The sequence below is a fragment of the Achromobacter sp. Marseille-Q4954 genome, assembly GCF_943737025.1.
GTDB lineage: Bacteria > Pseudomonadota > Gammaproteobacteria > Burkholderiales > Burkholderiaceae_B > Achromobacter > Achromobacter bronchisepticus_A.
Map to the genome: position 1 here is coordinate 954,800 of NZ_CALSFQ010000002.1, position 16,505 is coordinate 971,304.

Below are 16,505 nucleotides of genomic sequence, written 5' to 3' on the forward strand. Positions count from 1 at the left end.
GCCCGCATGAGCACCCTGTACGATTTTTCCGCCCGCGCCATCGACGGCACGGAACAGTCCCTGGACACCTACCGCGGCCGCGTGCTGCTGGTGGTGAACGTGGCCTCCAAATGCGGCTTCACGCCGCAGTACGCCGGCCTGGAAGAACTCTACCGCTCGTTCCACGACGACGGCTTCGCGGTGCTGGGCTTTCCTTGCGACCAGTTCGGCCACCAGGAACCCGGCGACGAAGCCGAAATCCGCAATTTCTGCAGCACGCAGTACGACATCACCTTCCCGCTCTACGCCAAGATCAACGTCAACGGCGAGGACGCCCATCCGCTGTACCGCTGGCTCAAGGGCGAGAAGCCCGGCGTCTTCGGCACCGAGGGCATCAAGTGGAACTTCACCAAGTTCCTGGTGGGCCGCGACGGCCAGGTCATCAAGCGCTACGCGCCCACCGACACGCCGGCCGGCATCAAGGACGACATCGAAAAGGCGCTGTCCGCGCCGGTCTGAGCCGCGCGTCAGCGCAGCGGCGGCAACCGGCGGCGCACCGTGTGCGACTTGACGATGGCGGTGTTGGTTTCGGCGTATTCGGTCACGCGCTCCAGGATGCCGTCCAGATGCGAGATCGAGCGCAGCACCACGCGGGCGATGAAGCAATCGTCGCCCGTCACCTTGTCGCATTCCACGAATTCCGGGATTTCCTGGATCAGGCCTTCCACGTGGCGTAGCTGCCCGGGCAAGGGGCGGATGCGGACGATGGCCTCCAGCGCGTAGCCCAGCGCCACCGGGTCCACGTCCAGGGTATAGGCGCGGATCACGCCCGACTCTTCCAGCCGCCGCAAGCGGTCCGCGACGCTGGGCGCGGACATCCCGACCTGGCGCGCCAGGTCGGCCGTGGTGGTGCGCGCATTGGCCGTCAGCGTCTCCACCAGGCGGCGGTCGATGCCGTCCAGGACCGGGCTTTCACTTTTTAGGTCGTTTTGCATAAATTCCACCTAAACAAAGGTTTCGGAATCGATTCACCACATCAACATCATATAACCAGCTTGATCCGCCTGGGATAATTTCTCCATCGAACATCGCGGCCGCACGGCCCTGGAGAACCCTCATGAATCCCTCATCAGAACGCGTGGGCCTGGCCCAGATGGCCGCGGCGATGACCCTGTCCGGCACCCTGGGAGTGTTTGTGCTGGAGTCGGGGCAAAGCGCCTGGAACGTGGTTTTCTTCCGCTGCGTGTTCGGCGCCCTCTCCCTGTTCCTGTATTGCTGGGCGCGCGGCCTGCTCAAGCCGGGCCTGTTTACCGCCCGCACGCTGGCGCTGGCCCTGGCCGCGGGCGCCGCGCTGGTGCTGAACTGGGTGCTGCTGTTTTCCGCCTACCGGCTGGCGTCCATTTCGCTGGCCACCGCGGTCTACAACGTGCAGCCCTTCTTCCTGATCGGCCTGGGCGTGCTGTTCCTGGGCGAACGGCCCACGCGCGGCAAGCTGGCCTGGTCCGTGCTGGCCTTCGCCGGCCTGATGCTGGTGCTGCGCCTGTCCGACGCGGGCGGCGCGGACGGCCGGGCCTACCTGTCGGGGCTGATGCTGGGGCTGGGCGCGGCGGCGCTCTATGGCGTCACCGCCATCATCGTCAAGCGGCTCAAGCACATTCCGCCGCAGGTGCTGGCGCTGGTGCAGGTGACGCTGGGCGCGGTGATGCTGCTGCCCATGGCGGACTTCAACGCCCTGCCCGCCGCGCCCCTGCAATGGAGCTATCTGGTGGCGCTGGGGCTGATCCACACCTGCCTGATGTACATCCTGATGTACTCGGCCATCCAGAAGCTGCCGACCACGTCCACCGCCGCGTTGAGCTTCATCTATCCCGCCGTCGCCATCCTGCTGGACTTCGTGGTCTACGGACACCGCATGGACGCCACGCAGATCGCGGGCGTGGCCATGATCTTCCTGGCGGCGGCGGGCGTGAGCCTGAACTGGAGCTGGCGCCTGCCGGGGCGGCCGCGCGCGGGCACGGCCTGAATGCGGGCCGCGGCATGGGCAAGCCCCGGGCCGCCACCGGGGCAAACCCGTACCCGCCCCCCGGTTATTGGGGCCGGCGCCAACCCGGCCCCGCTATCATGGCTTTTCCCTGCGCCGGCCGCCGCCGGCGCAACGCACAGGACATCCCATGATCGATCTCTACTACTGGACCACCCCCAACGGCCACAAGATCACGCTGTTCCTCGAAGAAACCGGCCTGCCCTACAAGATCCATCCGGTGAACATCGGCCGCGGCGATCAGTTCAAGCCCGAGTTCCTGGCGATCGCGCCGAACAACCGCATTCCGGCGATCGTCGACCAGGCCCCGGCCGGCGGCGGCGCGCCGATCTCGCTGTTCGAGTCGGGCGCCATCCTGCTGTACCTGGCCGAGAAGACCGGCCGCTTCCTGCCCGCCGACCTGCGCGGCCGCGCCGAGGTGTCGCAATGGCTCTTCTGGCAGATGGGCGGCCTGGGTCCCATGGCCGGCCAGAACCACCACTTTTCCGGCTACGCGCAAGAGCGCATTCCTTACGCCATCGACCGCTACGTCAAGGAAACCAACCGTCTCTACGGCGTATTGAACAAGCGCCTGGCGGACCGCGAATTCGTCGCCGGCGACTATTCCATCGCCGACATGGCGGCCTACCCCTGGATCGTGCCGCACGCCAAGCAGGGCCAGGACCTGAACGAGTTCCCGCACCTCAAGCGCTGGTTCGACGCCATTGCGGCCCGCCCCGCCACGCAGCGCGCCTATGCCCTGGCCGACACCATCAATACGGCGCCCTCCGTCAGCGACGAGGAATCGCGCCGCATCCTGTTCGGCCAGACCGCCCAGAACACCGCCCGCTGAAGGAGCCGCCATGCCCGACCCGCAACTGGTTTTCCGCCGCGCGCGCCTGGGGGATCTGCCGGGCATCGTCGCCCTGCTGGCCGATGACGAGCTCGGCGCCACGCGCGAGAATCCCGCGCTGCCGCTGGACCCGCGCTATGCTGCCGCCTTTGCCGCAATCGGCCAGGATTCCAATCAATTCCTGGCCGTGGTCGAGCAGGACTCGCAACTGGTCGGCTGTTTGCAGTTATCGTTCATACCCGGCCTGTCGCGGCTGGGCCAGTGGCGCGGGCAGATCGAGAGCGTGCGCATCGCGTCGTCCTCGCGCGGCGCCGGCCTCGGACGCAGGATGTTCGAGTGGGCGATCGAGCAATGCCGCACCCAGGGCTGCAGCCTGGTGCAGCTGACCACCGACCGCGCCCGCCCCGATGCGCGCAGGTTCTATGAAAGCCTGGGCTTCAAGGCCAGCCACGACGGCATGAAGCTCAGCCTGTAGTTTTTCAGTACTGATTTGGAAGGAACGCCCATGCATGGCGAATACAAAGTCCCCGGCGGCAAACTGGTCGTCGCGGATCTGGAAGTGCGCGACGGCCGCCTGGCCGACGTGCGCATCAGCGGCGACTTTTTTCTTGAACCGCCCGAGGCCCTGGACGCCATCAACAGCGGCCTGAACGGCCTGCCGGCCGATGCCGGCGAACTGGAACTGGCGCTGGCCGTGCAATCGGCGCTGCCCGCCGATGCCGAAATGTTCGGCTTCTCGGCCGAGGCCGTCGCCGTGGTGCTGCGGAGGGCGCTGGCATGACGCGCACCGACTGGAACGACTACGACTGGCAACTGATCCATGAAGGGCCGCAAGACCCGGTACTGCACATGGCGCTGGACGCCGTCATCACCGACGAGGTCGGCGCCGGCCTGCGCCCGCCCACCCTGCGCATCTGGGAATGGGCGGCGCCCGCGGTCGTGATCGGCCGCTTCCAATCGCTCAAGAACGAAGTCGACCCCGACGGCGCGCGCCGCCATGGCATCCAGGTCGTGCGCCGCGTCAGCGGCGGCGGCGCGATGTTCATGGAGCCCGGCAACTCCATCACCTATTCGCTCAGCGCCCCGCAGGCGCTGGTGCACGGCATGAGCTTTCAGGAGTCCTACGCCTTCCTGGACGCCTGGGTGCTGACCGCCTTGCAGGGCCTGGGCATCAAGGCCTGGTACCAGCCGCTCAACGACATCGCCTCGGACATCGGCAAGATCGGCGGCGCGGCGCAGGCCCGCCGCGGCGGCGCGGTGCTGCACCACGTCACCATGTCCTACGACATCGACGCGGATAAAATGGTCGAGGTCCTGCGCATCGGCCGCGAAAAACTGTCGGACAAAGGCACCACCAGCGCCAAGAAGCGCGTCGATCCCTTGCGCACCCAGACCGGGCTGGCGCGGGAAGTGATCATTGACCGCATGGTGGAAACTTTTGCCGGCCTGCACCGTCTCACCCCCGGGCAGATAGGCAGCGACACGCTGGCGCGCGCGCAAGCGCAGGCGGCCGAGAAGTTCTCCACGCCCGAATGGACCGGCGTGGTGCCCTGAACGGCCGCGCCCCGATTTTCTGGAGGTAGTTTCAATGCGTCGCACATTCACGCCGCAAGGCGCGATAAGCGGTCTCATCCTGGGCGCGGCCCTGCTGGCGCTAGTGGGCTGCGGCAGCACGCCGCCCGCCGACATCACCCTGGCCACGCAGGCGCCGGCCTCGGCGTCCACGCCGGAAAAAGTCGGCGACCTGTCCACCGAGCGCATCAAGTGGGCATCCAGCAAACCGGGCTGCGAGGGCGATTGCCCCCGCATCGAAATCGACAGCGTCGCGTTTCCAGGCATACCCAAGCTGACCGCGCTGGTGGACCACGTGCTGGCCTACATGACCGGCACCGACGCCAACCGCCGCGGCCCTTACGACACGCTGTCCGAATACACGCAGTATTTCTGGTCGGTCGCGCGTCCGCGCGACGCCACCTATTTCAAGGCCAGTGTGAAGGACACGGTGGGTGACGTCGTGGCCGTGGAACTGCACACCGAGCAATTCATTACTGGCGCCGCGCACGGCATTCCGGCCACCCAGTACCTGAACTGGGAACGCAGCCGCGGCCGCGTGATGAGCCTGGAAGAAGCCTTGATACCGGGGCGCCATCCGCAATACGTGGCGGCGCTGCGCCAGGCGCACGCCAAGTGGCTGGCCGGCAATCCGGACGCGCGCCGCGATCCGGCGGCCTACAACAAGATGTGGCCGTTCCAGGAAAGCGACAACTACGCGTTGACGCGCGACGGCATCGTGGTCAAGTACGACGCCTATTCCATCGCGCCGTATTCGCACGGCGAACCCGAGCTGAGCATTCCCTATGCGGAACTGCGCGGGATCCTGAAGCCGGAACTGCTGCCGGCTTCGTAGGCCGCCCCCGGAAGCGCCCGCGGCCTGCGCGGGCGCTCCCTGCGGCAGCGAACCGGGGTTCGGTTGAGCGGACTGAGGATGGAGCTAGGGAGGTGGCCGCTTTTTTCGCGTCTGTGGCCGGGTAAGACGCCCAGTCCGCTCAGTGCAACCGCGGCGGCAGGGCGGCGCCCACGCGCCGCCCTTGCGCGCCTCTCGTCTTAGAAGCGGTGACGCACGCCCACCATGGCCACCGTGCTCTTCACGCCGTCGGTGAACGCGAAGTTGGTGGCATACGAACCCAAGGCGTACAGGTTGGTGCGCTTGGACAGGTTGTAGGTGTAGCCCAGGCTGTAGATGTTCATGGTGGCGTCGTCGCCGGTCAGCTTGGTGCTGTCCGTGTCGGCGCGCTGCCACGACGCCAGGAGGTTGCTGGCGCCGCCGATCGGCACGCTCAGGCCCACCAGGTAGGAATTGGCCTTGAAGCCCGACACCGCGACGTTGGTGCCAAAACCCTTGGCCGTGGGGCTGCCGCTGCCGAAGGCATTGGCGCCCTGGCCGGTGAACCAGCCGTCACGCGTCTGGCCGTAGGCCAGCGCCAGCTTCAGCACTTCGAAATCGTACGAACCGCCGATCATCCACGACTTGGGCGTGGCATCGGCGTTCAACTGGTTCGCCGGGTTCAGCTGGTCATACGTCAGCGCCACGTTCACCGGGCCGCTGACATAGCGCAGGCCGGTGGTGATGGCGCGGGTGTTGTCGGCGGTCTTGAAGCCGGTCTGCGCGGTGGTCGTGTCGGAAGCATTGAACGAATAGCCGATGCCGAACTGCAGGCCGCTGAACGACGGCGTCGAGTACTGCACCATGTTGTCGTAGCGGACCGTGTTGGCGGCGCTGAAGGCCACGCCGACGTTGGCCTGGCCGTAGCTGCCGCCGAACGGATCGATCGCGGCGAAGTACTTCGAGGCGATGTTGGTCTGACGACCCAGTTCCAGAAGGCCCCACGAGGTGCTCTTCAGGCCGATGGTGGCTTGGCGGCCGAACAGGCGGCTGTTCTGGCCCGACGTGCCGTTGGCCGAGTTGAAGCCGCTTTCCAGCGTGAACACGGCGCTCAGGCCGTCGCCCAGGTCCTCGGCGCCGCGCAGGCCCCAGCGCGAACCGCTGGACACGCCATTGACCATGCCAACCTTGGACTCATGGTAACCGTCGCCCTTGATGCGCTGGTAGCCGATACCCGTATCGATCAGGCCGTAGAGCGTCACCGAGGTTTCCGCTTGCGCCGTTGCGCCGAAGGCAGCCAGCATCGCGGTGACGAACAAAGTCTTTTTCATTGCAAATTCCCATTGATTGAACAGACATGCGCATCCGGGCTGGCACGCATCGCGTGCGGCGCGCTCGGCGCATGGCAGGAACGAATTCTAGGGACGCAATGTGTCAGTTCTGGTTACGCAAGCTGGGAAAATCCCTAGGCCGCAAAAAAGCGCCCGGGATGTGGCGCACCGCCGACAGCCCGCATGCCGTCGCGCGGCGCCCGCAGGCCTGCAATACCGGTGTGCTATTCGTGCGCGTTGCGCTTGCGGACGCGCAAATGGAAATCGCCCCTTGCGGGGCGATTTCCGTTTTTGTCTCCCTGCCCTCCTCGGCGCGGCGTCCGGGGACGCCCCGCCGTATCCGGTATCAGGGGTACAGGCCGCGCACCTGGCGCGCTTGCAGGATGCGCGTGCAAGCGACGATGAACGCCGCCGTGCGCAGCGTGACCTTGTGTTCCTTGGCCACTTGCGACACCGACGCGTAGGCTTCGCGCATCAGGCGCTCCAGGCGCTGGTTGATCTCGTCCTCGCTCCAGAAGAAGCTGGAGAAGTCCTGCACCCATTCGAAGTAGCTGACCGTCACGCCGCCAGCGTTGGCCAGCACGTCCGGCACCACGTACACGCCGTGTTCGGCCAGGATGTCGTCCGCTTCCGGCGTGGTCGGGCCGTTGGCGCCTTCCACCACGATCTTCGCGCGCACCTTGGCGGCGTTGTCGGCGGTGATCTGGCTTTCCAGGGCGGCCGGGATCAGGAATTCGGTTTCCAGCGTCCAGAATTCAGCCTTGTCCATGGCCTGGCCGCCGGAGAAGCCGCCCACGCCGCCATGCTGCGACACGTAGGACAGCAGCTTGTGCACGTCCAGGCCCGCCGGATTGTGGACGGTGCCGGTGTGGTCCTGCGCGGCGATGACCTTGGCGCCGGCTTCATGGAACAGACGGGCGGCGGTGCCGCCCACGTTGCCGAAGCCCTGCACCACCACGCGCGCCTTGGACACGTCGATGTTGAGGTCGCGCGCGGCTTCGCAGCCCACCACGAACACGCCGCGGCCGGTGGCCTCGACGCGGCCCAGGCTGCCGCCCAGCGCGATCGGCTTGCCGGTGACCACGCCCGTGGCGGTGGCGCCTTCGTTCATGGAGTACGTGTCCATCATCCAGGCCATGGTCTGGGCGTTGGTGTTCACGTCGGGCGCCGGGATGTCCTTGGACGGTCCGATGATGACGCCGATTTCCGAGGTGTAGCGGCGCGTCATGCGCTCGAGCTCAGAAGCCGACAGCTTGCGCGGATCGACGCGCACGCCGCCCTTGGCGCCGCCGTAGGGCAGGTTCACCGCGGCGTTCTTGATCGACATCCAGGCCGCCAGCGCCATCACTTCGGAGAGCGTGACGTCCTGGTGGAAACGCACGCCGCCCTTGCCGGGGCCGCGCGAGGTGTTGTGCTGGACGCGGTAGCCCTCGAAGTGGGCGATGCTGCCGTTGTCGAGTTCGATCGGCACGTCGACGATCAGGGAACGCTTCGGGCGCTTCAGGGTCTCGACCCAACGCGCCAGCGAACCAAGATACGGGGTGACCCGGTCGACTTGTTGCAGGTAGTTGCCCCAGGGACCGAGGTCCTCGGCGTTCAGATAAGACGGCAATGCGTGGGTGGGAGTTTGAGACATGAGCTGGCTCTCCTGACAAAGTTGCGCCATTTTATCCACGAAAGTTATAGCGTCCCCATTTAAAACGAAAATATTTTAATTAGGGGCATATAACTGTTGCGGCGGTTGAACGGGCCGCAAACCCAAGCCTGATGCTGCCCTTATCCTAAGCCGCCAAATCGGCAGCGTCCAGCCTGCCAGCCATAAGCCGCAAGCCCTTCCGCCCGCCATAAGGGGGATGAAAAACGGGGCGGTTTCCTCCCAGGAAACCGCCCCGCCTGATCCTGCCCCCCATCCGAAGGATGAGGCGCCGGTCCGCTCAATCGTTCAACAACTGCCAGGCCAGGCGGGCGGCCGCCCGCGCGCCGTGGCCGTCCTGGTCGAAACGCGGGTTGAACTCCGCCATATCGGCCAGGCGCAGCTTGCCGCTGGCCTTGACCCGCAGCACGATTTCCTCGATCACCGGCAGCGGCACCCCATAGGGCGCCGGCGCCGATACCCCGGGCATGACCGCCGCGGGCAGCACGTCCAGGTCGATGGTCAGGTAGACGTGGCGCGCCCGGGCCAGCAAGGCGTCGACGTTGGCCAGGCGCGCCACCAGGTGGCGCTCCTGCATGTCGCGGTCCTCGACCCAGACGGCGCCGACTTCAGCGGCGCGCGCATACAGCGCCGGCGTGTTGGCCAGCCGCGATACGCCCAGGCAGGCATATTGCAGGGCCCGCCCGCGTTCCTCGCAATAGCGCGAAATCTGGTCGAACGGCGTGCCGGAGCTGCCGGGCCGTCCGGTGCGCAGGTCGAAGTGCGCGTCCAGGTTCAGCACCAGCACGGGCTCCGTGTCGCCGCGGGCGTCCAGCCAGCGCGCCAGCCCCTGGAAGCTGCCCCAGGCGATCTCGTGGCCGCCGCCCAGCACCAGCGGGCGGGCGCCCTGCTCCATCAGTTCCGCCACGCGCAGGCCCAGCTGTTCTTGGGCGTCTTCGAGCCGGTCGCCTTCGCAGGCCACGTCGCCCGCGTCCAGCAGGCGCGTGAGGCCGTGGGCCGGCAGGCCCGCCAGGAACTTGCGGATGGCCGACGGGCCTTCAGCCGCGCCGATGCGGCCCTGGTTGCGGGCCACGCCGGCGTCGCAGGCAAAGCCCAGCAGCACCGCCTCGCCTTTGCGGGCTTGGCCGGCGGCCGCTTCGACGATATGCGCCAGGCGGCGCGTGTCGCCTTGTTCGGCGCTGTCGTCGCGGGCCTTCCACAAGCTTCGGTCGAATTGCGCCACGCTCATGCCGCCCCCTGCCCCGCGTTCAGCACCGCCTGCAGAAACTCGCGGGTGCGCGGTTCGCGCGGTTGGGTGAAGATCACGTCGGGCGAGCCGGATTCCAGGATCACGCCGCCGTCCATCACCGCCACCACGTCGGCCACGTCGCGGGCGAAACCCATTTCGTGCGTGACCACCATCATGGTCATGCCTTCCTTGGCCAGCAGCTTCATGACCTGCAGCACTTCACCCACCAGCTCCGGGTCCAGCGCCGAGGTCGGCTCGTCGAACAGCATGACCTTGGGCTGCATGGCCAGCGCGCGCGCGATGGCGACGCGCTGCTTCTGCCCGCCGGACAGGCTGGCCGGCATGGCCGACATCTTCTGGCCCAGGCCGACCTTGTCCAGCAGGTCTGCCGCCAGCGCGTGGGCTTCTTCGCGGCCCATGCCGCGCAGCTTGCGCGGACCGACCGTCACGTTGTCCAGCACCGACAGGTGCGGGAACAGGTTGAAGCCCTGGAACACCATGCCCACCTGCATGCGCAGCTGGTTGAGCTCGGCCTCGGGCAACAGCTTGCCGTGGTCCAGCAAGGTCTGGCCGCAGATGTCGATGGTGCCGGTCTGCGCCACTTCCAGCCCGTTGCAGCAGCGCAGCAAGGTGCTCTTGCCCGAACCGCTGGGCCCGATCACCACCACCACCTGGGACGGCAGCACGTCGAAGTCGATGCCGCGCAGGACTTCGTGGTCGCCGTAGGACTTGCGCAGGCCGCGGATGCGGATCATTTCTTGCGGGTCCGCGGCCCGGGTCGTAGCGGAGTTCATTGCGGAGTTCATTGCACCATCCCTCCCGCGCGCAGGCGGTGTTCAACCTTGCGCAGCACCAGCATGGTGGCCGTGGTCAGGATCAGATAAATCAGCGCCACCACCAGATAGGTTTCCAGCGAGCGATAGGACACGCTGATGATCTTCTGGCCTTCATGCATCAGGTCGTGGATCGTCAAGAGCGACACCAGGGCCGAGTTCTTGATCAGCGCGATGAATTCATTGCCCAGCGGCGGGATCATGCGCACCACCGCCTGCGGCAGCACGATGATGCGCATGGCCTGGCCGGACGACATGCCCAGCGAGCGCGCCGCTTCGGTCTGGCCGCGGTCCACCGACTGGATCGCGCCGCGCACGATTTCGGACACGTAGGCGCCGGAATACATGCCCAGCCCCAGCACGCCGCAGGCGAACGCCGGCAGGGTGATGCCGAAATGCGGCAGGCCGAAGAACCAGATGAACAGCTGCACCAGCAGCGGCGTGCCGCGGAACAGCAGCAGGTAGACGCTGCACAGGTTGTAGATGACGTAGCGCTTGGGGTTCAGGCGCCCCACGCCCACCAGCAGGCCGATGACGCAGGCCAGCAGCAAGGCGCCCGCGGTCACCTCGACGGTGACCACGGCGCCATTGATCAGCGCGCCGAAGTCGGCAAAGACGGGAGAAAAATCCAGGTTCATTTCGCGGGGGCCTCGAACCACTTGTTGACGATGGCCTGGTAGCTGCCGTCGGCCTTGAGCTTCTGCAGCGCGGCGTTCAGTTCACGGGTCAGCTCGGGCTTGTTCTTGGGTACGGCGATGCCGTAGTCCTCGGTGGTGATCTGGTCGTTCAGCACCGTCAGGTCCGGCGTGCTCTGGGCGAACAGCTTGGCGGCGGGCTTGCCGGTCACGGCGGCTTCGGCGCGGCCGATCTGCACCAGGTTGAACATTTCCTGGTTCTTCTCGACTTCCACGCGCTGCACCGCCGGGTAGTGTTCCTTCAGGTAGTTGACCGACTTGGTGCCGACCTGCACCGAGACCTTGCGGCCGTCCAGGTCCTTCAGCGTCTTGACCGGGCCGTCCTTCTTGGTCATCACGACCAGGCCGCCCGCGTAGTAGGGATCGGTGAAGTCCACCACCTTGGCGCGCTCGGGCGTGATGTAGATGGCGGACACGGCGATATCGGCGCGGCCGGCCTGCAGCGCGGGAATCAGGCCCTTGAAGTCGATGTCGATCCACTCGACCTTCTTGCCCATGGCGCCGGCCAGCGCTTCCACCAGTTCGATGTCGAACCCGGTGCGCTTGCCGTCCTTGACGAACTCCATCGGCGGGAAGGTCGCGTCGGTGACGGCGCGGATGGTTTCCTGGGCGAACGCCGGACCGGCGCTCCAGGCGAGGCCCAGCGTCAGGGCGGCGGTCAGCAGTGTGCGGCGAGTGGTCATGGTGGGTCCTCTATGGAATGGGGATACGGCGGTCGGGTGGGTATGGGTACGGCGTGGAATGGAAGAAGGCTGTTTCAATGAACCTGCAACTTCGCCGAGATGCGCCGGGCCGCGGCCACGGTCATTTCGGTCAATGCCTCGGGCCGCTGGGCGGCCCGGGTCGATGGCGCCATCAGCGTGATCGAGGCCACGGCCTGATTGGCGCGTTGAAAAATAGGGACGCTGACACCCCAGACGCCGGCATCGACTTCGCTGTCGGTGACGGCATAACCCTGGGCGCGGATGGCTTCCAGCTCGTGGCCCAACCGGCCGGCGTCCACGTCGGCCTCGGCCGCCAGATAAGCCAGCGCGGCCTGCTGCCGGGCCAGCGGCATGAAGGCCAGCAGCGACTTGGCCGAGGCGCCGCGCGCCAGCGGCAGGCCGCGCCCCTTGGTGAAGGAACAGCGCAGCGGATGCTGGCTTTCGATCATGTCCAGGCAGACCGCCTGGTCCTTGACCGCCACCAGCAGGCCTATGGTCTCGCCGGAGGCGGCGGCCAGCGCGGCCATGTCGGGCTGCGCTTCATGGATCAGGAACGAGGACTGGTCAAAGCCCCAGGCCAGCTGCACGCATAGCGGGCCGGGGCCGTATTCGCCGTCGTGCTCGGCGACAAAACCCCAGCGCTTGAGCAGCGCCACCTGGCGGTACAGGGTGCTTTGCGCCAGGCCGGTCTGCTCGGCCAACGCGGCAATGCTAAGGGGGCCGTCGTGCCTGGCCAAGGTGGCCAGCACATACAGCACGCGATCCGCGCCTGCCCCGACTGATAGATCCGCTTTCAACATGTGGCTCCAAGCTAACGGAGCGCAGATTATCAATTTATGGCTCTAACTCTGCTTTTTATTCCCGAATACTGAGAATAGCTGGGGAAAACCCCGAATGGCGGACGCAAAAAAAGCGCCCGAAGGCGCCAAAGCGTCCGCCGCGCCCCGGCGGCGCGCGTCGGACCTGACCCTTTCCTGGGGCCGGTCAGGGTTGGTGGGCGGTCGACCCCAGGATGCGCTCGGCGCAACGCGCCCAGTACAGCAGCCGCGCATCTTCCTTTACGAAGCCGACCATCTGGAAGCCCAGCGGCAGCCCGTTGGGGCCGCGCGCCACCGGCAAGGTGATGGACGGGTTGTGCAACAACGACCAGATGCGGATGAAGGCCGAGCTGCCGGTCGAGCTGGCGAGCGGCGCCTCGCCCAGCGTGGACGGCATGGCCACTGCGTCGACCTCGCGCGCAACGTCGTAGAACGCCCGGCGGCAGGCGTCGGCGGCGTCCAGCGCGCCGGCGTAATCGGCCGCGGACAGGCCCTCGCCCATCGTCAGGTACTCGATCAGCCCGGGATCGCACAGCGCCGCATGGTCGCGCTTGATGGCGGCATACTCGCGCGCCAGGTCGTAGGCCATGATCACGTCCTGCGCCTCGCCCATGGTGTCGAAGGCCGGCGGCATGACCAGCTCCGTGACCTTGACGCCGGCGGTCGACAAGGCGCGCAGATTGGCCTCGAAGCTCTCGCGCATGCAGGGTTCGGTGTCGGCCCAATCCTTGGGGCGCCACACGCCCAGACGGAAGTCGTTGCGCAGCGAGGACGCCGGATCAAACCGGGGATCGCCCGTAAACGCACGCATGAACAAGGCCGCGTCGTCGACCGAACGCGAGATCGGCCCGATCACGTCCAGTACCCGCGAATAGCGCCGGATCGCCACGTAGGGAATGGCGTCCAGCGTGGGCTTGAAGCCGACCGCGCCGCAGAATGCAGATGGCCGCAGGATGGAGCCCGCCGTCTGCGTGCCGATGGACAGCGGCGCCATGAAGTCGGCGACGGCCGCCGCCGAACCGGCCGAGGACGCGGCCGGCGTGCGGGTCAGGTCATGCGGGTTGCGCGCAGGCCCGGGCAGCATGATGGCGTGGCGCGACACGGTGTTCTTGCCCAGCACGTTGAAGCCCAGCTCCTGCGCCTGCGTCACCACGGGCGCATCGGCCTCGGGCTGGCGGCCGGGGAAGATCTCGGGGTCGCCCAATTCGGTGGGCATGGCGGCGGTGTCGATGGTGTCCTTGATGCCCAGCGGCACGCCGTCCAGCGCGCGCTGCCGGCCATGGCGGTCCCATTCGCGGGCGCGGGCCAGCGCGCCCTCGGCGTCCACCCGGACCCAGGCCTTGACGCCGCCGTTGCGCTCCTCGATGCGCTCCAGGCAGGCGCGCGCCCAGGCCTCGCAAGTCAGCTTGCCCTGCTCCAGCGCGGCCAGGCCCTCGGTGGCGGTCAAAGCGGCGATGGCGCCAGGCGCCGGACGGCGCGCAACGGGCGCCGGGGAAACCATGGTTTCGGAAATAGGCAAGATACGGCTCCTGCAAAGAGATATGGGAATATGGATTTGCCATCCGCGACGGCGGCTGCCGGCGGGATGGCTCTGGCGGTTTCAAGCGGGGACGCTGCCGCTGGGCGGACGGTCCGCGCCCGCATGGCCGCCCCGCCCTATGTACAGATCGCTCATGTGCTGGTTGGCCAGCAGCGCCTGCCCCGTGTCGGTCAGCACGATGCGGCCGGAATCCAGGATGTAGCCGCGGTCGCTGAATGCCAGCGCCTGGCGCGCGCGCTGCTCCACCATCAGCACGCCCACGCCGATCTGGGGCAAGCGCCGCACTTCGGCGAACACCTGCTCGGTCAGCGCCGGCGACAAGGCGGCGGACGGTTCGTCCAGCACCATCAGGCGCGGCGAGGACATCAGCGCGCGGGCAAAGGCCAGCTGCTGGCGTTCGCCGCCGGAGAGGTTCTCGGCATGGGTCTTGCGCCGCCCGGCCAGCGCGGGAAACAGGTCGAACATGTCGCGGATGCGCTTTTCGCGCGCCTGCACGTGCTCCACCACCTGCAGGTTTTCCAGCACCGTCAGCGCGCCGAACACGTTGCGCACCTGCGGCACGTATGAGATGCCGATGCGCACGCGCTCCTCGACCGGCAGCGCGAGCAGGTCGCGGTCATCGAAGGTCATGGTGCCGGCGATGCGCGGCAACAAACCCATCACCGCCTTGACCAGCGTGGACTTGCCCGCGCCGTTGGTGCCGGCGATGGTGACGATCTCGCGCGGCGCCACGTGCATGTCGATGCCGGACACGATATCGACCTCGCCGTAGCCCCCGGACAGGCCTTGCATGACGAGCTGGCTCATATCACTCCCCCCATGTACGCTTCGCGCACCTGTTCATTGGCCAGCACGCTGTCGGGCGTGCCTTCGGCGATGACCCGGCCGCGGTCCATGACGTACATGCGCGGCACGATGCGCGACAGCTCTTCCAGGTTGTGTTCGATGATGGCGACGGTCAGGCCGCGCTGGTTCAGTTCCACGATGCGCGCCGACAGCTCTTCGATCAGCACCGGATTGACCCCGGCGAACGGCTCGTCCAGCAGGATGCAGCGCGGCTCCAGCATCAAGAGCCGCCCCAGCTCCAGCAGCTTCTTCTGCCCGCCCGACAACTTGCCGGCGGGCTCGTCCGCCACCCGGGACAGGTTCAGGAAGGCCAGCAGCTCGTGCACCCGCTCCGCGTTGCGCGCTTCTTCGCGGGCGACTTCGCGGCGGGCGAAGACCAGCGCCGCCAGCTTTTCGCCGCGCTGGTCCGGCGCGGCCGCCATCATGTTGTCAAAGACCGTCAGCTGGCTGAACTCGCGCGGCACCTGGAAGGTGCGCGCCAGGCCCCGGCGCACGCGCTGGTGCACGGCCACGCCCGTGATGTCCTCGTCGGCGAAGCGCACCGACCCGGAACTGGGCGGGATGTAGCCCGTGACCACCGAGAACAGCGTGCTCTTGCCCGCGCCGTTGGTGCCGATCACCCCGACCATTTCACCCTTGCGCACTTCCAGCGATACGTCGTCCAGCGCCTTGAAGCCGCCGAAGCTGGCGCTCAGCCCTTTGATGCAAAGCAGCGTCATGCCTTTCTCCTGCGCGTCGTGCCCGCGTTGCCAAAAATGCCCTGGGGCCGGTAAAGCACCACGCAGATGAGCGCCAGGCCGATGACGCCGATGCGCACGCTGGCCATCTGCACCTCCGAGATGCCGCCGACGAAGTCGCGCACGAAGCGCGAGCCTTCCAGGAACCCGACCAGCAGCACCGTGCCGGCCACCACGCCGCTCAGGCGCCCCACCCCGCCCAGGATGATGGCGATCCAGATGTAGAAGGTGATCAGCGGCACGAACTGCTCGGGGCTGATGAAGGTCAGGTAGTGCGCCTGGAAGGCGCCCGCCAGGCCGGCCAGGCCCGCGCCCAGCATCAGCGAACGGGTCTTGAAACGGGCCGGGTCCTTGCCCAGCGCCCGCACCGCGACTTCGTTGTCCCGCACCGCCTCGATCACGCGGCCAAACGGGCTGCGTATCACCAGGTGGATGAGGAACAAGGCGCCGGCGTTGACCGCCAGAAGCAACAGCATGATCCACAGGTCCACCGTCTGCGGCGAGGCCCAGCCCGCGAACAGCCGCGGGATGCCCGGCAGGCCGTGCATCCCGCGCGTCAGCCATTCCTCGGTCTGCAGCATCATGCGCACCGACTCCGAGAAACCCAGCGTCACGATGGCGAGGTAGTCGCTGCCCAGCCGCAAGGCGATCATGCCCAGCGGCCACGCGGCCAGCGCCGCGAACGCCGCGGCCGCCGCCATGGAGATGGGTATGGGCACGCCCTTGAGCGACAGCAGGGCCGAGGTGTAGGCGCCGATGGCGAAGAAGCCAACGTGGCCGAAGTTGATCAGTCCGGTGAACCCGTAGTGCAGCGACAGGCCGAAGGCCAGCAGCATGTAGATCAGGATCCCGATGGCGATAGCAATCAGATAGGCTTCCATGAT

19 protein-coding genes are annotated in these 16,505 nt (G+C 67.2%); 7 read left to right on the top strand and 12 right to left on the bottom strand.

All coding sequences use genetic code 11. The features are described from left to right. Window positions 1-6 precede the first annotated feature (6 nt). Window positions 7-498 carry a glutathione peroxidase gene (locus NGK62_RS22395; RefSeq protein WP_059380299.1) on the top strand — a complete coding sequence of 164 codons (492 nt, stop codon included), beginning with the start codon at window positions 7-9 and terminating at the stop codon, window positions 496-498. An 8-nt stretch (window positions 499-506) separates the two neighbouring features. Here NGK62_RS22395 and NGK62_RS22400 read toward each other — a convergent pair whose 3' ends face one another. Continuing rightward, window positions 507-974, bottom strand: a complete 468-nt coding sequence (locus tag NGK62_RS22400) for an Lrp/AsnC family transcriptional regulator (protein ID WP_059380300.1) — start codon at window positions 972-974, stop codon at window positions 507-509. Between the two features lie 122 nt (window positions 975-1,096). Between NGK62_RS22400 and NGK62_RS22405 the strand changes: the two genes are divergently transcribed. From NGK62_RS22405 to NGK62_RS22430, 6 genes are all read left to right on the top strand, one after another. After that, window positions 1,097-2,002, top strand: coding sequence for a DMT family transporter (locus NGK62_RS22405; RefSeq protein ID WP_059380301.1), 906 nt, complete (start codon window positions 1,097-1,099; stop codon window positions 2,000-2,002). A 148-nt stretch (window positions 2,003-2,150) separates the two neighbouring features. Further along, a complete protein-coding gene (locus tag NGK62_RS22410) occupies window positions 2,151-2,852 on the top strand; it encodes a glutathione S-transferase N-terminal domain-containing protein (protein ID WP_059380302.1) in 702 nt (233 codons plus the stop codon). A gap of 10 nt (window positions 2,853-2,862) precedes the next feature. Then, window positions 2,863-3,327, top strand: coding sequence for a GNAT family N-acetyltransferase (locus tag NGK62_RS22415; protein ID WP_059380303.1), 465 nt, complete (start codon window positions 2,863-2,865; stop codon window positions 3,325-3,327). A 30-nt stretch (window positions 3,328-3,357) separates the two neighbouring features. Further along, window positions 3,358-3,633, top strand: a complete 276-nt coding sequence (lplB, locus tag NGK62_RS22420; protein ID WP_013393496.1) for a lipoate-protein ligase small subunit — start codon at window positions 3,358-3,360, stop codon at window positions 3,631-3,633. Next, window positions 3,630-4,406 carry a lipoate--protein ligase family protein gene (locus NGK62_RS22425; protein ID WP_059380304.1) on the top strand — a complete coding sequence of 259 codons (777 nt, stop codon included), beginning with the start codon at window positions 3,630-3,632 and terminating at the stop codon, window positions 4,404-4,406. The genes lplB and NGK62_RS22425 overlap by 4 nt, the downstream gene beginning before the upstream one ends. 34 nt (window positions 4,407-4,440) lie before the next feature. Then, on the top strand, window positions 4,441-5,259 hold the full coding sequence (locus NGK62_RS22430; RefSeq protein WP_251880445.1) for an RsiV family protein: 819 nt from the start codon (window positions 4,441-4,443) through the stop codon (window positions 5,257-5,259). Between the two features lie 197 nt (window positions 5,260-5,456). On the opposite strand, the gene NGK62_RS22435 is transcribed toward NGK62_RS22430, so the two are convergent. From NGK62_RS22435 to NGK62_RS22485, 11 genes are all read right to left on the bottom strand, one after another. Further along, on the bottom strand, window positions 5,457-6,566 hold the full coding sequence (locus NGK62_RS22435) for a porin (protein ID WP_118934184.1): 1,110 nt from the start codon (window positions 6,564-6,566) through the stop codon (window positions 5,457-5,459). A 346-nt stretch (window positions 6,567-6,912) separates the two neighbouring features. Beyond that, window positions 6,913-8,202, bottom strand: coding sequence for a Glu/Leu/Phe/Val family dehydrogenase (locus NGK62_RS22440; RefSeq protein WP_059380307.1), 1,290 nt, complete (start codon window positions 8,200-8,202; stop codon window positions 6,913-6,915). 298 nt (window positions 8,203-8,500) lie between these two features. Then, the gene (gene hutG, locus NGK62_RS22445; RefSeq protein ID WP_251880447.1) at window positions 8,501-9,448 is read right to left on the bottom strand and encodes a formimidoylglutamase; all 948 of its coding nucleotides are present in this window, start codon (window positions 9,446-9,448) and stop codon (window positions 8,501-8,503) included. After that, window positions 9,445-10,203, bottom strand: a complete 759-nt coding sequence (locus NGK62_RS22450; RefSeq protein ID WP_165867946.1) for an amino acid ABC transporter ATP-binding protein — start codon at window positions 10,201-10,203, stop codon at window positions 9,445-9,447. The genes hutG and NGK62_RS22450 overlap by 4 nt, the downstream gene beginning before the upstream one ends. Before the next feature lie 47 nt (window positions 10,204-10,250). Beyond that, window positions 10,251-10,919: an amino acid ABC transporter permease gene (locus tag NGK62_RS22455; RefSeq protein ID WP_013393489.1), complete on the bottom strand. Its 669-nt coding sequence runs from the start codon at window positions 10,917-10,919 to the stop codon at window positions 10,251-10,253. Further along, window positions 10,916-11,659: a transporter substrate-binding domain-containing protein gene (locus tag NGK62_RS22460; protein WP_013393488.1), complete on the bottom strand. Its 744-nt coding sequence runs from the start codon at window positions 11,657-11,659 to the stop codon at window positions 10,916-10,918. The genes NGK62_RS22455 and NGK62_RS22460 overlap by 4 nt, the downstream gene beginning before the upstream one ends. A 74-nt stretch (window positions 11,660-11,733) precedes the next feature. Beyond that, window positions 11,734-12,480: an IclR family transcriptional regulator gene (locus NGK62_RS22465; RefSeq protein ID WP_059380310.1), complete on the bottom strand. Its 747-nt coding sequence runs from the start codon at window positions 12,478-12,480 to the stop codon at window positions 11,734-11,736. A gap of 184 nt (window positions 12,481-12,664) precedes the next feature. Beyond that, window positions 12,665-14,017: an amidase gene (locus tag NGK62_RS22470; protein WP_251880449.1), complete on the bottom strand. Its 1,353-nt coding sequence runs from the start codon at window positions 14,015-14,017 to the stop codon at window positions 12,665-12,667. An 81-nt stretch (window positions 14,018-14,098) separates the two neighbouring features. Beyond that, window positions 14,099-14,845 (bottom strand): ABC transporter ATP-binding protein, encoded by a 747-nt coding sequence (locus NGK62_RS22475; protein ID WP_118934172.1) that lies wholly within the window; start codon window positions 14,843-14,845, stop codon window positions 14,099-14,101. Next, window positions 14,842-15,603, bottom strand: a complete 762-nt coding sequence (locus tag NGK62_RS22480) for an ABC transporter ATP-binding protein (RefSeq protein WP_054456759.1) — start codon at window positions 15,601-15,603, stop codon at window positions 14,842-14,844. The genes NGK62_RS22475 and NGK62_RS22480 overlap by 4 nt, the downstream gene beginning before the upstream one ends. Beyond that, window positions 15,600-16,502: a branched-chain amino acid ABC transporter permease gene (locus NGK62_RS22485; RefSeq protein ID WP_054456758.1), complete on the bottom strand. Its 903-nt coding sequence runs from the start codon at window positions 16,500-16,502 to the stop codon at window positions 15,600-15,602. The genes NGK62_RS22480 and NGK62_RS22485 overlap by 4 nt, the downstream gene beginning before the upstream one ends. Window positions 16,503-16,505: the final 3 nt, after the last annotated feature.

Bases quoted from the DNA above. Each gene is read 5' to 3' on its own strand.
- NGK62_RS22395 (WP_059380299.1), top strand. From the start codon at position 7: ATGAGCACCCTGTACGATTTTTCCGCCCGCGCCATCGACGGCACGGAA.
- NGK62_RS22400 (WP_059380300.1), bottom strand. From the start codon at position 974: ATGCAAAACGACCTAAAAAGTGAAAGCCCGGTCCTGGACGGCATCGAC.
- NGK62_RS22405 (WP_059380301.1), top strand. From the start codon at position 1,097: ATGAATCCCTCATCAGAACGCGTGGGCCTGGCCCAGATGGCCGCGGCG.
- NGK62_RS22410 (WP_059380302.1), top strand. From the start codon at position 2,151: ATGATCGATCTCTACTACTGGACCACCCCCAACGGCCACAAGATCACG.
- NGK62_RS22415 (WP_059380303.1), top strand. From the start codon at position 2,863: ATGCCCGACCCGCAACTGGTTTTCCGCCGCGCGCGCCTGGGGGATCTG.
- lplB (WP_013393496.1), top strand. From the start codon at position 3,358: ATGCATGGCGAATACAAAGTCCCCGGCGGCAAACTGGTCGTCGCGGAT.
- NGK62_RS22425 (WP_059380304.1), top strand. From the start codon at position 3,630: ATGACGCGCACCGACTGGAACGACTACGACTGGCAACTGATCCATGAA.
- NGK62_RS22430 (WP_251880445.1), top strand. From the start codon at position 4,441: ATGCGTCGCACATTCACGCCGCAAGGCGCGATAAGCGGTCTCATCCTG.
- NGK62_RS22435 (WP_118934184.1), bottom strand. From the start codon at position 6,566: ATGAAAAAGACTTTGTTCGTCACCGCGATGCTGGCTGCCTTCGGCGCA.
- NGK62_RS22440 (WP_059380307.1), bottom strand. From the start codon at position 8,202: ATGTCTCAAACTCCCACCCACGCATTGCCGTCTTATCTGAACGCCGAG.
- hutG (WP_251880447.1), bottom strand. From the start codon at position 9,448: ATGAGCGTGGCGCAATTCGACCGAAGCTTGTGGAAGGCCCGCGACGAC.
- NGK62_RS22450 (WP_165867946.1), bottom strand. From the start codon at position 10,203: ATGATCCGCATCCGCGGCCTGCGCAAGTCCTACGGCGACCACGAAGTC.
- NGK62_RS22455 (WP_013393489.1), bottom strand. From the start codon at position 10,919: ATGAACCTGGATTTTTCTCCCGTCTTTGCCGACTTCGGCGCGCTGATC.
- NGK62_RS22460 (WP_013393488.1), bottom strand. From the start codon at position 11,659: ATGACCACTCGCCGCACACTGCTGACCGCCGCCCTGACGCTGGGCCTC.
- NGK62_RS22465 (WP_059380310.1), bottom strand. From the start codon at position 12,480: ATGTTGAAAGCGGATCTATCAGTCGGGGCAGGCGCGGATCGCGTGCTG.
- NGK62_RS22475 (WP_118934172.1), bottom strand. From the start codon at position 14,845: ATGAGCCAGCTCGTCATGCAAGGCCTGTCCGGGGGCTACGGCGAGGTC.
- NGK62_RS22480 (WP_054456759.1), bottom strand. From the start codon at position 15,603: ATGACGCTGCTTTGCATCAAAGGGCTGAGCGCCAGCTTCGGCGGCTTC.
- NGK62_RS22485 (WP_054456758.1), bottom strand. From the start codon at position 16,502: ATGGAAGCCTATCTGATTGCTATCGCCATCGGGATCCTGATCTACATG.